We start from the raw sequence: 15,573 nt of genomic DNA, 5'->3' as shown, positions 1-15,573 counted from the left end.
CGAGGAGGACGAGTGTTCAGTACCCCAGACGAGGTCCTGACGTACATCAAGGATGAGAACGTCCAGTTCGTCGACATCCGTTTCTGTGACCTGCCCGGCGTCATGCAGCACTTCAACGTGCCGGCCAAGACCCTGGACGAGGACTTCTTCACCACCGGTCAGGCCTTCGACGGGTCGTCGATCCGCGGCTTCCAGGCCATCCACGAGTCCGACATGAAGCTGCTGCCGGACGTGTCGACGGCCTACATCGACCCGTTCCGCGCCGAGAAGACGCTCATCATGAACTTCTCGATCGTGGACCCCTTCACCGACGAGCCCTACAGCCGCGACCCGCGCAACATTGCGAGCAAGGCCGAGCAGTACCTCAAGAGCACCGGCATCGCGGACACCGCGTTCTTCGGCGCCGAGGCCGAGTTCTACATCTTCGACGACATCCGGTTCAAGACGTCGGCCGAGGCGAGCTTCTACTACATCGACTCCATCGAGGCCGCGTGGAACACCGGCCGCGAGGAGGAGGGTGGCAACCGGGGCTACAAGACCCGCTACAAGGGCGGCTACTTCCCCGTCCCGCCGGTGGACCACTTCGCCGACATGCGCGACAAGATCTGTCTGGTCCTCGACGAGGTCGGCCTCGAGGTCGAGCGCAGCCACCACGAGGTGGGCACCGCCGGTCAGCAGGAGATCAACTACAAGTTCAACACCCTGCTGCACTCCGGCGACGACATCATGAAGTTCAAGTACGTCGTCAAGAACGTCGCCTGGGAGGGTGGCAAGTCCGCCACCTTCATGCCGAAGCCGCTCTTCGGTGACAACGGCTCGGGCATGCACACGCACCAGTCGCTGTGGAAGGACGGCGCGCCGCTGTTCTACGACGAGTCCGGCTACGGCGGCCTGTCCGACATCGCCCGCTGGTACATCGGTGGCCTGCTCAAGCACGCTCCGGCGCTGCTGGCCTTCACGAACCCGACGGTGAACTCCTACCACCGCCTGGTCCCCGGCTACGAGGCTCCGGTCAACCTGGTCTACTCGGCCCGCAACCGGTCCGCGTGCGTCCGCATCCCGATCGCCGGGACCTCGCCGAAGGCCAAGCGCATCGAGTTCCGCATCCCGGACCCGTCGGCCAACCCGTACCTCTCATTCGCCGCCCAGCTGATGGCCGGCCTCGACGGCATCAAGAACCGCATCGAGCCGCCGGAGCCCGTGGACAAGGACCTCTACGAGCTGCCGCCGGAGGAGCACGACCAGATCGAGCAGGTCCCCGGCTCGCTCCCCGAGGTGCTCAAGGCGCTGGAGGAGGACCACGAGTTCCTGCTCGAGGGCGACGTCTTCACCAAGGACCTCATCGACACCTGGATCGAGTGGAAGCGCGTCAACGAGGTGGACCCGATCCGCTTCCGGCCGCACCCGCACGAGTTCGAGATGTACTACGACATCTGATTTGAGGGTTTTCACCCTCTTCCGTTAGTCGTCGAAAGTGGCGTCTGACCTGCGGAAACGTCTTTTCAACGTCTCGCAGCGTCAGACGCCATTTTCCGTTGTCGTGCGCACCCAGTGCACCCCAAGTTTGGTTTCAACTACTTCGTCAAGGTGTGCGCACCTCAGGGGTATGACACTCTCCATTCACTCCCCCGACGAACTTGTCGCAGCGCTCCCGCACCTGCTCGGGTTCACGCCCGAGGAGTCGATCGTGTTCGTACCGCTTCGCCCCGATCTGCCTCTCGCCCGGATCGACCTCAGTTGAGTCCCTGATAGTGGTGTAGCGCGGACCGTGGCCTCGTCGACAGTGGCGGTGACCTGGTGGTAGGTCTCGCGGACCGTTTCGGGGCTGGTCTGGGCGAAGATCGTGCTGATCAGCGCGTTGATCGGTTTGGAGTGCGCCGAGCCCAGGGTCTGGGTGACGTTGCGGGCGAAGTGGACCCGGGAGCGTTGCCAGCCGGCACCAGGCAGCACGGCCTTGACCGCGGCCTTGAGGCCGGCGTGGGCGTCGCTGATCACCAGGGCCACGCCTTCGCCGTTGCCCGGGCTTGCTGGGGTTCAGCCCGCGCGCGCGCAGGCCGCGCAGGAACTCGTCCAGAAGTCGGTGGTCTCGCTGTCCCCGACGGCCATGCCGAGGATCTCGCGGCGGCCATGGGCTGAGACACCGATCGCGGTGACCACGGCCTGGGACACGACCCGTCCGCCGTGGCGGACGTCGAGGTAGGTGGCGTCGAGGTACACGTAGGGGAACCAGGTGTGGTCCAGCGGGCGGGTCAAGAAGGTGTGCACGGCGGTGTCGATGTCTTCGCAGATGCGGGACACGGTGGACTTGCTGATCCCGGACTCGTTGCCCAGGGCCTTGACGAGCTGGTCGACCTTGCGGGTGGACACTCCTTCGATCCAGGCGGTGCAGCTCACCGCGTACAACGCCTACACCTGGTCGTGGGCCAGGTCGGGATCGGTCAGGAGTTCACCGATCAGAGCAGACAAGGCAGACTGGGCAGCGGTCATCGCGGGTCCTTGGTTCTTGGCGGAATCTGGAGGCACCCGCGATGACCCCCTCACCAGCGTCGCGACCACCGCGGGAATGCCACCACGCTATGGGACGCACCCCGGCCCCTTCTCTTGCGCCTATCGCAAGTGCCCAACGGATAGACAAGGAACCACGATGACGGAAACTGACGACGGCGCTGCCACGACGCGTTCACCCGAGGTAGCAGTGATCGGAGGCGGGATCGTCGGCCTGTCTACAGCCTATGCGCTGCGGGAGCAGGGCGTACCGGTGCGCCTGTACGAGGCGGGTCTGCCCGGGTCGGGTCAGTCCGCAGGCGAGTCACGGATCTTCCGGCACGCCCACGACGACCCGCGACTCGTGGCGTTCGCGCGAGAGAGCCGCGGCATATGGGATGAGTGGGCCGAACACTTCGACGTCGAGCTGGTCTCATCAGACGGTGTCGTGGCGATCGGCGACAGCGCACTAGCGCGGCTGCGTGTGCTCGACCGGGTCGGCGGCGTGGAAGCGCACGAACTAGATGCAGCAGAGCTCGCCCAGCGAATGCCGCTGCTCGCTGGGTACTCGGGGCCCGCGGTGCTCGACGAGTCGGGAGGTGCGATCCGCACCCGCGCCGCGATCACGGCACTCGCGGGTGCCCTCGGAGACACCGTCACCACCGGGGAGGTGATCTCCATCGACCCCCGCACCGAGGGGACGGTCGAGGTGCGCAGCGTCACCGACCGGGCTATCTACTCCACGGTCGTCGTGTGCGCAGGCCGCGAGACCGCCCGCCTGGCACGCACAGTCGGCCTGTCGCTGCCGGTTCGCCTTGCCGCACACGTCCGGCTGACCTTCGACGTGAAAGCCGCCGCCCCGGCACGAGTCGCGTGCCTGCAGGACAGCAGCGGCGTCTTCGGCGAAGTCGGCGTCTATGCGACGCCGCTACCGGGCAACAGCAGCTATGCGGTCGGACTCAGCGAGACCGTCGGCGTCCGCGACGACGGAACCTTCATCGACCCTGCGGCCATTCGATCACTGGACGAACGCGCACGCGACTACGTGACACGGGCACTGCCCGGCCTCCACCCAGAGCCGCGCGACTTCCTCCACTGCTGGGTGACCGACCTCCCGTGGAGTGAGGACGGCGTGGCCGTATGGGAGGCCGGTTCGGTCCTCTTCGTGGCCGGTCACAATCTGTTCAAGCAGGCACCAGCGCTGGGTCGCGCCCTCGCCCGAGCTGCGACCGGCGGCGGCCTCTCCGCCGACCTCACGCCCGAAGCGCGCCTCGGCGAGGCCCAGGACTAGCGGCCGGTGACCCACGGCTGCCGCACTCAGCCAGCTGGGGTGAATCACTCGACCCTTCGACGTGAGCTGATCGCCCCGGCACGTTTCGATTACTGAACGCTCTCCGACACCGCGGAGCCAACCCTGAATGAGACGGTGGCTGGTCGTCCCGCGCGCACGTGGGCAACCGTCCCGCAAGACCCGCTCCGGGAGTCGTCACACGAAGGAGAACGCAGCGCTACACCACCACCAGGGACGTGCCCGGCGGGATACCCACTGCGACCCGAGGCCGGTGCTCCAGCGTCGTGGCGTCGACCGTGCCGACCAGGAACCGGGCTGTCATCCCGTGTTCACGGGAGCGGGTGAGGAATCGCAGGGGCAGCGCAGCCCATCAGGTCTGGCGACGGCGAACGCGGTCAGCTCGCGCCGAGGCCGTCGAGGATGCGCCCGCGGACCTCGCCGGTCTCGCCCGCTCCATCCACCTCGACGAGGATGCCGCTGTCGCGTTAGACCCTGATGAGGGAGCCGTCCGCTCGGCGAACCGGACCCGGGCGGCCCACTCAGCACCAGCCTCGTCGCACCTTGGCCGAGTCGGAGGGCAGACACTGGTCACGGTGCGTGGCCCTGACGCTCCCATGCGCTCAGCCTGACCGGCCCGGGACCACGTGACATCCCTGATCCACGTGGTTCAGGGCCACGCCCGCTGAGGAGGGCGTCCGCCGACCTCCTGACGTTGACGGAACTCGTGGGCGTGACAGCCTCCGCTCGTGTGGGCGTTCACCCAGCCGACTCGGGCATGGGATGCCGTCCGTGCCGGATGCGCTACGGTGCGATCCATCCATTGGATCCATCGAACGGTGGCGAGCATGAGCGGTCTGAGTCTCGGAATGCCCGGGGTCGGCGCTGTGAGTTCGGGAACTCATTCCTGCGCGCTCTACTCGGGTCCGGCCGAGCGCGACCGGCTGTTGTACCCCTTCCTCGAGGAGGGGCTGAGGCACGGCGACAAGTGTTTGTGCCTGATCGACGACGTCGAGCCGGCGCTGGTCCGGGAGCGCGTCGTCGGGCAGCCCGGCGCCGACTACTCGCGACGCTCGGCGCAGCTCGACGTTGAACGCTCGTCGGACGCATACCTCCGCTCGGGGGAGTTCAGCGTCGAGGCCATGGTGAGCTTCCTGTCCGGCAGCGTGGACAAGGCGATCGCCGACAACTTAGACCTCATCAGAGCCGCCGGCGAGATGTCGTGGGTGCTGCCCGGCGTTCCGGGCTGGGACGACCTGTTCGTCTACGAGTCGTCCCTCAACCGCATGGTCGAGGAGATGCCCGCCATCCTCATCTGTCTCTACGACCTCCACAAGTTCGGGGCGAGGATGCTCGTCCAGGTGCTCCAGACGCACCCCAACGTCCTGCTAGACGGCATGGTGATCGACAACCCTCACTACCTGCGGCCGGCGGAGTACCCCGCGGCCCGCCTCACCGAGGCGAGCCGGTACCCCATGGTCAGGGTGGGTTCGCACGGCGACGAGGACGTGGACCGAGGGTGGGGGTCGCTCACCGACGGCGAACTGCGAGTCGTGGCCGGGGTCGCTGCGGGCATGACCAACCGCGCTATCGCCACGGAGCTCCACCTCTCGCGTCACACCGTGGACGCCCACCTGAAGCACGTGTACCGCAAACTCGACATCCACACGCGAGTCGAGCTGACCGTGCTGGCGCTGCAGCATCACCTTCCATAGGATAGCCGTAGACCTCGCCCCTCAAAGGTCACCCGTTCACGGGATTCCGGTGACGTGGCCCCTGAGGAGCATGGTCACACACGAACTTCCGGCGAATGGAGTGGTCATGGGCAGGGCAGTTGGCATCGACCTGGGAACGACGAACTCGGTGATCGCAGCGATGGAGGGTGGGCAGGCGCAGGTGATCCCGAACGCGGAGGGCAACCGGACGACGCCGTCCGTGGTGGCTTTCCTCGAGAACGGCGAGCGGCTGGTCGGCCAGATGGCGAGGCGGCAGGCGATCCTGAATCCGAAGGGGACGATCTACTCCGCGAAGCGGTTCATCGGTCACAAGTTCGACGAGGTCAGCAGTGAGATGACCACCGTCTCGTTCGATGTGGTCGCCGGCCCCGATGGCGCGGTGCGCTTCCAGGTCAACGGCAAGCTCTACGCACCGGAGGAGATCTCCGCCCAAGTGCTGCGCAAGCTGGTCGACGACGCCGGGAAGTTCCTCGGCGAGCGGGTCACCGAGGCGGTCATCACCGTCCCGGCGCACTTCAACGACGCGCAGCGTCAGGCCACCAAGGACGCCGGCCGGATCGCGGGGCTCGAGGTCCTCCGGATCATCAACGAGCCGACGGCGGCCGCCCTCGCGTACGGGATGGACAAGCTCGAGAACGAGACCGTGCTGGTCTTCGACCTCGGCGGCGGCACCTTCGACGTCAGCATCCTCACGGTCGGGGACGGCGTGGTCGAGGTGCGATCGACGGCCGGGGACACCCACCTCGGCGGCGATGACTTCGATCGGCGGATCGTGGACTACCTGGCCGACGAGTTCAAGAAGTCCAACGGCATCGACCTCCGCGACGACTCCCAGGCATTGCAGCGCCTGTTCGAGGCTGCCGAGAAGGCCAAGGTGGAGCTGTCAGCGGTCACCCAGACCGCGGTCAACCTCCCGTTCGTCACCGCTGACGCCTCCGGACCCAAGCACCTCAATGTCAACCTGATGAGATCCACCTTCGAGCAGCTCACCGCCGACCTCGTCGAGCGCTGCCTCGGCCCCGTCAAGCAGGCGATGGAGGACGCCAAGGTCACCGCCGACGACATCGACGAGGTCATCCTGGTAGGCGGCTCGACGCGGATTCCGGCCGTCCAGGCATTGGTGCGCCGCCTGACCGGCGGCAAGGAGCCCAACATGACCGTCAACCCGGACGAGGTCGTGGCCCTCGGTGCAGCCGTCCAGGCGGCCATCATCAAGGGCGACGTGAAGGACGTGCTGCTGCTTGACGTCACGCCCCTGTCCTTGGGGCTGGAGACGATGGGCGGGGTGATGACCAAGGTCATTGAGCGCAACACTACAATCCCGGCCCGGCGGACCGAGATCTTCAGTACCGCGGAGGACAATCAGTCCGCCGTCGACGTCGTGGTGCTCCAGGGCGAGCGGGAGAGGGCGGCCGACAACCGGGTGCTGGCACGGTTCCGTCTGGAGGACATCCGTCCCGCCCCGCGTGGGGTGCCCCAGATCGAGGTGACCTTCGACATCGATGCCAACGGGATCCTGCACGTCTCGGCGCGGGACAAGGACACCGGTGCCGAGCAGGAGGTGACCATCAGCGAGTCCTCCACGCTGAGCCAGGAGGAGGTCGACCGAATGGTCAGGGACGCCGAGACCCATCGCGGTGAGGATGCTGCCCTGCGTGAGCGGGTCGATGCTCGCAACGAGTTGGACTCCGTGGCCTACCGGGTGCGCAAGGCCCTCGAGGACGCAGGCGAGTCCGTGCCACAGCACGACCGCGCCCGGGCAGAGATGCTGGTCGAGGAGGCCCGCCAGGCGATGGAGGGCGACGAAGCAGTCGACCGGCTCCGCGCCCTCACCGGCGAACTCCACCAGATGAGCCAGGTGCTGAGCACCCCGTCCCGGGACGACGGGCCGTCCGCAGGGTCGTCGGGTAGCGCCTCCGGCCAGACGCCGCCGGACGGCGATGACGACGACGTCATCGACGCCGAGTTCACCTCTCACTGACCGTGATGTCCGACGACGAGGCGGCAACGACCGAGGCCCCGACCGAGGCCCTGGCCAGCGGGGAACCGCCGAACGAGGTCGAAGCGAGGGACGAGGCGCACGACGCACCGGATGAGGGCGGCCACGCGCGCAAGGTCGCGGAGCTCGAGGACGCCTGGCGACGGACGGCTGCCGAGCTGGACAACTTCCGCAAGCGCTGCGCGCGGGACGTCGTCCGTGCTCGTGAGCAGGAACGGACGGCGGTGGCGTCCAGTTGGCTGCCCGTATTGGACAACCTGGAACGGGCGCTCGAACACGCGTCGTCCGACCCCGAGTCGGTGGTCGAGGGCGTGCGGGCCGTGCTCGCGCAGGCGGTCGGCGTCATGGCCGACCTCGGCTACCCGCGGCGCGACGACAGCGGCCGGGCCTTCAACCCGGCCGTGCATGAGGCGGTCAGTACCGTGTCCGGCGAGGGATTGGTGCCGGGCACCGTGGCACAGGTCGTGCGCCCCGGCTACGGGTCCGACGACAGGCTCCTGCGTCCGGCCGCGGTCGTAGTGGCCACCAGGGCGTCTTGATGGCAAGGGACTTCTACGAGGTCCTCGGGGTCTCGCGCGATGCAGACTCCGCCGAGATTCAGCGCGCCTACCGCAGGCTGGCGCGCCAGAACCACCCGGACGTCAACAAGGAGGCCGGGGCCGAGGAACGGTTCAAGGACGTCGCCGAGGCCTACGACGTACTGTCGGACCCCGAGCAGCGTCGCCGCTACGACGCCTTCGGTGAGGACTTCCGGCGCGTGCCTCCCGACACGGATCCGGGCGCGTGGCGCCGCGCCAGGAGTTCCGCCGGAGCCGGGGCAGACGCACGTGGTCGCTGGTCGTCCGGGGCAGGACCGTCGGGCGGTTTCGGAGCCGACGACTTCGGTGGCGAGGTCGACATCGAAGACCTGCTCGGGGGGATCTTCGGCGGGCGGGCGCCTGGCGGGCGCGGCCGAGGCGGCTGGGGACCGGGCCCTATCCCCGGCTCCGACCACGAGGCGGAGGTGGAGGTGTCGGTTGAGGAGGCCTACCACGGCACCGAGCGCAGCTTCACCATCGAGGGCGCCGACGGTCGCCGAACCGTCGACGTCACCATCCCGATGGGGGTGGTCGACGGTCAGCGGATCCGGTTGCGCGGTCAGGGCGGCCCGGGCAGCGGCTCGGCGCCGGCCGGAGATCTCTACCTGGTCGTCCGGATCGCCGACCACCCGCGCTACCGGGTCGAGGGCCGCGACCTGCACGCACTCCTGCCGGTCGCGCCCTGGGAGGCGGCCCTGGGCGCCTCGGTGCCAGTCGAGACTCCCGGAGGGACCGCCACGGTGAAGGTTCCGGCAGGCTCGTCCAGCCACCGCCGGCTGCGGCTCAAGGGCCGTGGGCTTCCCAATCGACGCGGCACACCGGGGAACTTCTACGCCGAGCTGCAGGTCCGCGCGCCCAAGACCCTCACCGACGAGGAGCAGCGGCTCTTCGAGGAGCTCGCGAAGGTGTCCAACTTCGACGCTAGGAGCAGACGATGACAGCGGTCACGCACTTCGTCCTCGCTCGGCCCCACCGGCTCAGCCTGGACAGTTATGCCCAGCTCACCGGCGTGCATCCGGAGCTCGTACGCCGCCTGGTCGTGCTGGGACTGCTGGAGGTCACCCGCGACGCGCAGGGTCGCCTGTGGTTCGACCCGTCCCAGGTGAAGGAGATGGCCAGGATCCAGCGGCTGCGGATGAGCCTGAACCTCGGCTACAGCGCCATCGGGCTGGTCGTCCAGCTGCTCGACCGGATCGCGGAGCTGGAGAACGCACAACCACGCACGACACGACGAGGAGGCGCTCCATGGACATGAACAGACTGACCCAGAAGTCGCAGGAGGCTCTGCACGACGCGCAGACCAAGGCGCTGCGCTTCGGCCACACCGAGGTGGACGGCGAGCACCTGCTGCTCGCGCTGCTCGACCAACCCGAGGGGCTCGTCGCGCCGCTGCTCGCACGCGCCGGGGCCGACCCGGACCGACTGCGTGAGGAGCTCGAGGCCGAGCTCGGCCGGCGCCCGCGGGTCAGCGGGCCGGGCGTTACGCCTGGGCAGGTGCACGTCACGCAGCGGCTCTCGCGGCTGCTCGAGACGGCCGATCGTGAGGCCCGGAGGCTCAAGGACGAGTACGTCTCGGTCGAGCACCTCGTGATCGCGCTGGTGGAGGAGGGCTCGCAGTCAGCCTCTGGGCGGCTCCTGCGGGACCAGGGCCTGACCCGCGACTCCTTCCTGGCTGCGCTGACCGAGGTGCGCGGCCACCAACGGGTGACGTCTGCGACGCCCGAGGGGACCTACGAGGCGCTGGGCAAGTACGGCCGTGACCTCGTCGAGGCCGCGAAGGCGGGAAAGCTCGAGCCGGTGATCGGCCGGGACTCCGAGATCCGTCGGACCGTCCAGATTCTGTCCCGCAAGACCAAGAACAACCCGGTCCTCATCGGCGAGCCCGGAGTGGGCAAGACGGCGATCGTCGAGGGGCTGGCCCAGCGGATCGCCGACGGGGACGTCCCCGAGGGCCTGCGGGACAAGACCGTCTTCGCCCTGGACATGGGTGCGCTGATCGCCGGCGCGAAGTACCGCGGCGAGTTCGAGGAGCGGCTCAAGGCGGTGCTCAACGAGGTGCAGAGCGCCGAGGGCCACATCCTGCTGTTCGTCGACGAGCTCCACACCGTCGTGGGCGCAGGCGCCGGCGAGGGTGCGATGGACGCCGGCAACATGCTCAAGCCGTTGCTCGCACGCGGCGAGCTCCACATGATCGGCGCGACCACGCTGGACGAGTACCGCTCGCACATCGAGAAGGACGCCGCCCTCGAGCGCCGGTTCCAGCCCGTGTTGGTCGACGAGCCCAGCGAGGAGGACGCTCTCTCGATCCTGCGTGGGTTGCGCGAGCGGTTCGAGGTCTTCCACGGGGTGAAGATCCACGACGGCGCCCTGGTGGCGGCGGTGACGCTGAGCCACCGCTACATCTCCGACCGCTTCCTGCCCGACAAGGCCATCGACCTCGTCGACGAGGCCTGCGCCATGCTGCGTACCGAGATCGACTCGATGCCGGCCGAGCTGGACGAGCTCACCAGGCGCGTGACCCGGATGGAGATCGAGGAGGCGGCACTCGCGCAGGAGGAGGACGCGGCGAGCAGGGCTCGTCTCGAGGAGCTGCGCAAGGAGCTGGCCGACGCCCGGGCCGAGGCCGACGCGTTGCGCGCACAGTGGGAGGCGGAGCGATTGGCGCTGCGCGAGGTGCAGTCCCTGCGTCAGGAGCTGGAACAGGTCCGGCTGGAGAGCGAGCGGGCCGAGCGTGAGTACGACCTCAACCGGGCAGCGTCCCTGCGGCACGGCCGGTTGCCGGAGATCCAGCGGCGGCTGGAGGCGGCCGAGTCGCGGCTCGCGGGCAAGCAGGGCGGTCGCCGGCTGCTGCGCGAGGTGGTGACCGCCGACGAGATCGCCGACATCGTGTCGCGCTGGACCGGGATCCCGGTCACCCGCCTGCAGGAGGGAGAGCGCGACAAGCTGCTCCGGCTCGACGAGGTGCTCCACGAGCGGGTCATCGGCCAGGACGAGGCGGTCCAGCTGGTGGCCGACGCCGTCGTCCGCGCCCGCTCCGGCATCAAGAACCCGCATCGCCCCATCGGGTCGTTCATCTTCCTCGGCCCCACAGGCGTGGGGAAGACGGAGCTGGCCAAGACGCTGGCCACGGCCCTCTTCGACACCGAGGAGAACCTGGTCCGGATCGACATGAGCGAGTACCAGGAGCGGCACACCGTCAGCCGGCTGGTCGGGGCACCCCCGGGCTACATCGGGTACGAGGAGGGTGGCCAGCTCACCGAGGCCGTGCGGCGCAAGCCCTACTCCGTCGTCCTGCTCGACGAGATCGAAAAGGCCCACGTCGACGTCTTCAACACGCTGCTGCAGGTGCTCGACGACGGCCGGCTGACCGACTCCCACGGCCGCACCGTCGACTTCCGCAACACCGTGCTGATCATGACCTCCAACATCGGCTCGGAGTACCTGCTCGAGGGGGTCACCGCTGGTGGCGAGGTCAAGGACGACGCCCGCTCGATGGTGATGCGCACCCTGCAGTCGCACTTTCGCCCCGAGTTCCTCAACCGCGTCGACGAGATCGTCATGTTCAAGCCGCTGACTTTGGCCGAGATCGAGCGCATCGTCGACCTCCAGCTCGAGGAGCTGCGGGTCCGGCTGGCCGAGATGCGGGTCACCCTTGAGGTCACGACCGAGGCGCGCCGGTTCATCGCTGAACAGGGCTTCGACCCGGCGTACGGCGCCCGCCCGCTGCGGCGATACATCTCCCGTGAGGTGGAGACCCAGGTGGCCCGAGCGCTGATCCGCGGCGACGCGGCGGACGGGGGCACGATCTCGGTGGACGTGGCCAACGGGGAGCTCGTGGTGACCGCGTCCAGCAGTCCGACGCAGGGGCAGGCCGGGGCATGACCGCGAACGCTCAGAGGACGGCTACGGTCGTGTGCGGGAACTGCGGAGCCAGGAACCGCGTGCCGGCGGTGGCCGAGGGCACGCCACGCTGCGGGAGGTGCAGCACTCCGCTGCCCTGGGTGGTGGACGCGAACGACGCTGACTTCCACGCGGTCGTGGATGAGTCGAGCATCCCGGTGCTGGTCGACGTGTGGGCTCCGTGGTGCGGCCCATGCCGGATGGTCAGCCCGGCCCTGGAGAAGCTGGCTGGGGAGCTGGCGGGCAACCTCAAGCTGGTCAAGGTCGACGCTGACGAGAACCCGATCGTGAGCCGTAGGTTCGGGGTCCAGTCGATCCCGACGCTGGTCCTACTCGAGCACGGAGAGGTGGTCGACACCCAGATCGGCGCCCTTCCGGAGCACTTACTGCGCTCGTGGGTCGAGTCAAGGCTGCCGAACGGGGAGCGATGACCGCGCACTTTACAGGCTTCGGTGCCGACCCGCACATCGGCGTCATCCGGCCCGTGCCGCTACCCACCCAGCACGCCTGCGCGGAGTGCGTGAAGCTCGGCACCCCCTGAGTGCACCTGCGACAGTGCCTGACCTGTGGCCAGGTAGGGTGCTGCGACTCCTCACCGATGCGACACGCGCGCGCTCACGCCGCCACGACGGGTCACGTCATCGTGCGTTCGATCGAGCCGGGAGAGAACTGGAGATGGTGCTATGTCGACGAACAGTTCGTCTGAGCTCGAGATGGCGGACCTGCCCGAGACCCCCGACACCACCGGCGCCTATCCCCGGCTCAATGACGAGCAGATCCTGCTGCTCTCGCAGCACGGCGAGCGGAAGGTGCTGGCCGAGGGCACCACACTGTTCTGCGCGGGAGACCGCGACTGCGGCGTGTTCGTCGTCCTGGACGGCAAGGTACGGGTCGTGCAGGAGGAAGGTCCCGGAGGAGAGGCGCGAGTGATCGCGGTCCACGGGCGAGGCCGCTTCGTGGGTGACCTCTCGATGTTGACCGGCCAGGCGGTCTACGTCACCGCCGTCGCTCAGACCGACGTGGAGGTCCTCGAGGTTCTCTATGACGGCATCAAGGAGGCGGTCACCCAGGACCAGGCGTTAGGAGATCTGATCCTGCGAGCCTTCCTCCTCCGACGCAACCTCCACGCCGGCCTCGGCGCGGGCTTGAGGATCATCGGCTCCCGCTACTCAGCCGACACCCGCCGGTTGAGGGACTTCGCGAGCCGCAATCGCATCCCGTACCGGTGGGAAGACCTGGAGGATGACCTGGACGCCGAGGCGACCCTGCGAGCCCTCGACATCCCGCCCGACCAGACGCCCGTCGTGATCTGGAAAGCGCGGACGGTCTTGCGGAACCCCAGCAATACGGAGCTGGCCGAGCTTCTCGGTCTTCGTGCGGCGCCGAGCCGGTCGGCGTACGACCTGGTCGTGGTGGGCGCAGGCCCGGGTGGTCTCGCCGCCGCGGTGTACGCCGCCTCCGAAGGACTCTCGACGGTGGTCCTGGACGCGCTCGCCACCGGCGGGCAGGCAGCCACGTCGTCCCAGATCGAAAACTACCTGGGGTTCCCCGCCGGTATCTCCGGGGCGGAGCTGGCCGACCGGGCCGTGGTGCAAGCGCGCAAGTTCGGCGCCGCCTTCAGCATCCCCGGTGAGGCAACCTCCCTCACACACGCCGACGGCTACCACGTGGTGGGGTTGGCGGAGGGGGAGGATCTGGTCGCGCACGCCGTCGTCGTCGCGACGGGTGTGCGCTACCGGCGTCTCGACGTCCCCGGGTTGGATCGACTCGAGCGCAGCAGCGTCTACTACGCCGCTACGGAGTTCGAGGCCCGGCTGTGCCAACAGGACCCTGTCACCGTCGTCGGGGGTGGCAACTCGGCGGGCCAGGCGGCCTGCTTCCTGGCCCGCCGTTCACCGGTGGTCAACCTGGTTATCCGGCACGACGACCTGGGAAGGGACATGTCCCGCTACCTGGCCGACCGCGTCGAGCAGTCACCACGCATCAAGATCTGGCGCTGCAGCGAGGTGAGCGAGCTCATCGGACACGAAGCGCTCGAGGAGGTGGTGTTGCACGACCTCCGCACCGACGCGAAGCAGCGCGTCGCGACCACGGCCATGTTCGTGCTGATCGGAGCGACCCCGTACACGAGCTGGCTCGACGGGCAGATCGCGCTGGACGCGAAGGGGTTCATCCTCACCGGGCCCGTGGCCGACGGCTCCGAGGGGGGCATGTTCGAGACCAGCCGCCCGGGCGTCTTCGCCGTGGGCGACGTACGCAGTGGGTCGGTCAAGCGCGTCGCCTCCGCCGTCGGCGAAGGCTCGGTCGCGATCCGCCAGGTGCACCGGTTCCTGGAAGCCGAGGGTCGCCGGTGAGCAGGAGCAGACCCGTAGAGCCCTCAGCGTCATGGAGCAGCGGGAGCTCAAGACCAAGGTGATGCGGTTCGTCGGTGAGATCGGCATCGCCCCGCGGGCAAGATGCACACCGTGGCCTTCGACGTGGTGAGAGGCGAGGTCGGGACCCGGTAGATGTGTGTCACCCGTTCCGCAGCACCTCGCCCGGCTCCTGCCGGTACGTGTAGGCGGCGGCCCGGACCGTCTCGTCGCTCTCCAGGCCCGCGCCCAGGGCTCCGCCGAGCGTCGCTAGGGCGCTGGCCAGCAGCGCGAGCTTGAGGTAGTCGCCGACTCGAACCGCGTGTCCGAGGTTCTCCTCGAGCAAAGGCGCAGGCACCAGGAGTGGGGTGGTCAGAAGTGCGAGGAGCAGGAGGGCTGTGTACAGGAAGAGCACGCCCAGCACGACCGTTCCCGTCGTGGCCAGGTTGAACAGGGTGACGTGCTTCCCACCGGCCGGATTCGAACCGCGCTCCCACAGGCCCGCTCCGAGGATCAGGGCGGCCGTGATCGCCGTGACGGCGCCCACCCCGATCGCCGCGAGCCTGGTCCAGCTGAGCGCGTCGCCCAGCTGCCAGATATCGGATGTGACCAACGTCAAGACTCCGGCTGCCAGAGCGGCGGTCAGAGCCTTGGAGAGTCCCATGGCAAGCCGCCAGGGCTGGTTGGCTCGGATCATCCCGACCAGGAGGCGCACGTTCCCGCTCAGGACCCTCGCAGTGAACATGACGCTGCCGTCTCCCGCTTCCTGCTGACCCCCGAGCTCGCGAGCGCGGCGCCGGAGGGCGGCCTCCGAGCTGGAGTGCGCGTGATCCTCGGCCTCCCCGAGCAAGGTGCGCACGAGACCGACGACTACGTCACGGGCGCGTCGACGCAGTCCCACCGCCCCGAGCGCCGGCAGGCACACGACAGCCACTCCGTGCAGCGGGCTGGCATGGGCGACCACCGGCCGGCGACGAACCGTGAGCGGCAGATCCGTGAGGCAGACGATGAGGTCCCAACTCTCCGCCAGGAGCCGCTCCCGCGCCGCGCCGACGAGCACGGCGTCGTCAGCAGGTGGGTGGACGAGGGCATCTACCACCGTTGGCACCCGCCATCGGACGGTCGGCATCAGCACACTCAGCTCTGCGCGCAGGTCCTCGGCGAGGTCAGCCGCGACCTCGGCTGGCGTGCCCGGAGCCGAGATGAGCCCGATCACCACCTCACCGGCACTCACGGG

At 68.6% G+C, this 15,573-nt stretch carries 13 protein-coding genes and 1 pseudogene; 12 read left to right on the top strand and 2 right to left on the bottom strand.

The window, feature by feature from the left end; genetic code table 11:
• Positions 1 to 12: 12 nt before the first annotated feature.
• Positions 13 to 1,437: a type I glutamate--ammonia ligase gene (gene glnA, locus MM440_RS12100; RefSeq protein WP_241444564.1), complete on the top strand. Its 1,425-nt coding sequence runs from the start codon at positions 13 to 15 to the stop codon at positions 1,435 to 1,437.
• 169 nt (positions 1,438 to 1,606) lie between these two features.
• Positions 1,607 to 1,741, top strand: coding sequence for a DUF4192 family protein (locus MM440_RS17630; RefSeq protein ID WP_420914161.1), 135 nt, complete (start codon positions 1,607 to 1,609; stop codon positions 1,739 to 1,741).
• Positions 1,742 to 1,839: 98 nt separating this feature from the next.
• Here MM440_RS17630 and MM440_RS12095 read toward each other — a convergent pair.
• A pseudogene (locus MM440_RS12095) lies at positions 1,840 to 2,367 on the bottom strand (IS256 family transposase); the annotation flags it as partial.
• A gap of 277 nt (positions 2,368 to 2,644) precedes the next feature.
• On the opposite strand from MM440_RS12095, the gene MM440_RS12090 reads away from it, so the two are divergent.
• The 10 genes from MM440_RS12090 (at position 2,645) to MM440_RS12045 (ending at position 14,339) form a co-directional block, all read left to right on the top strand.
• Positions 2,645 to 3,775 (top strand): NAD(P)/FAD-dependent oxidoreductase, encoded by a 1,131-nt coding sequence (locus MM440_RS12090; protein WP_241444562.1) that lies wholly within the window; start codon positions 2,645 to 2,647, stop codon positions 3,773 to 3,775.
• 845 nt (positions 3,776 to 4,620) lie between these two features.
• Positions 4,621 to 5,487 carry an MEDS domain-containing protein gene (locus tag MM440_RS12085; protein WP_241444682.1) on the top strand — a complete coding sequence of 289 codons (867 nt, stop codon included), beginning with the start codon at positions 4,621 to 4,623 and terminating at the stop codon, positions 5,485 to 5,487.
• 106 nt (positions 5,488 to 5,593) lie between these two features.
• On the top strand, positions 5,594 to 7,489 hold the full coding sequence (gene dnaK, locus MM440_RS12080) for a molecular chaperone DnaK (RefSeq protein ID WP_277626645.1): 1,896 nt from the start codon (positions 5,594 to 5,596) through the stop codon (positions 7,487 to 7,489).
• A 5-nt stretch (positions 7,490 to 7,494) separates the two neighbouring features.
• Complete coding sequence (locus MM440_RS12075; RefSeq protein WP_241444560.1) at positions 7,495 to 8,046, top strand: nucleotide exchange factor GrpE; 552 nt, start codon at positions 7,495 to 7,497, stop codon at positions 8,044 to 8,046.
• Positions 8,046 to 9,023: a DnaJ C-terminal domain-containing protein gene (locus MM440_RS12070; RefSeq protein ID WP_241444559.1), complete on the top strand. Its 978-nt coding sequence runs from the start codon at positions 8,046 to 8,048 to the stop codon at positions 9,021 to 9,023. The genes MM440_RS12075 and MM440_RS12070 overlap by 1 nt, the downstream gene beginning before the upstream one ends.
• Entirely contained in the window at positions 9,020 to 9,340 is a 321-nt protein-coding gene (locus tag MM440_RS12065) for a chaperone modulator CbpM (RefSeq protein ID WP_241444558.1), read from the top strand. The genes MM440_RS12070 and MM440_RS12065 overlap by 4 nt, the downstream gene beginning before the upstream one ends.
• Positions 9,331 to 11,967, top strand: coding sequence for an ATP-dependent chaperone ClpB (clpB, locus tag MM440_RS12060; RefSeq protein ID WP_241444557.1), 2,637 nt, complete (start codon positions 9,331 to 9,333; stop codon positions 11,965 to 11,967). The genes MM440_RS12065 and clpB overlap by 10 nt, the downstream gene beginning before the upstream one ends.
• Positions 11,964 to 12,416, top strand: coding sequence for a thioredoxin (gene trxA / locus MM440_RS12055; RefSeq protein WP_241444556.1), 453 nt, complete (start codon positions 11,964 to 11,966; stop codon positions 12,414 to 12,416). The genes clpB and trxA overlap by 4 nt, the downstream gene beginning before the upstream one ends.
• Before the next feature lie 167 nt (positions 12,417 to 12,583).
• Positions 12,584 to 12,691 (top strand): UBP-type zinc finger domain-containing protein, encoded by a 108-nt coding sequence (locus MM440_RS12050; protein WP_241444555.1) that lies wholly within the window; start codon positions 12,584 to 12,586, stop codon positions 12,689 to 12,691.
• Positions 12,669 to 14,339, top strand: coding sequence for an FAD-dependent oxidoreductase (locus MM440_RS12045; protein WP_241444554.1), 1,671 nt, complete (start codon positions 12,669 to 12,671; stop codon positions 14,337 to 14,339). Before MM440_RS12050 ends, MM440_RS12045 begins: the two co-directional genes overlap by 23 nt.
• A gap of 160 nt (positions 14,340 to 14,499) precedes the next feature.
• Here MM440_RS12045 and MM440_RS12040 read toward each other — a convergent pair whose 3' ends face one another.
• Positions 14,500 to 15,570, bottom strand: coding sequence for a hypothetical protein (locus tag MM440_RS12040; RefSeq protein WP_241444552.1), 1,071 nt, complete (start codon positions 15,568 to 15,570; stop codon positions 14,500 to 14,502).
• Positions 15,571 to 15,573: the final 3 nt, after the last annotated feature.

It is taken from the genome of Arsenicicoccus piscis (assembly GCF_022568835.1).
Taxonomy (GTDB): domain Bacteria; phylum Actinomycetota; class Actinomycetes; order Actinomycetales; family Dermatophilaceae; genus Arsenicicoccus; species Arsenicicoccus piscis.
This window is presented reverse-complemented; position numbering and strand designations above follow the sequence as displayed.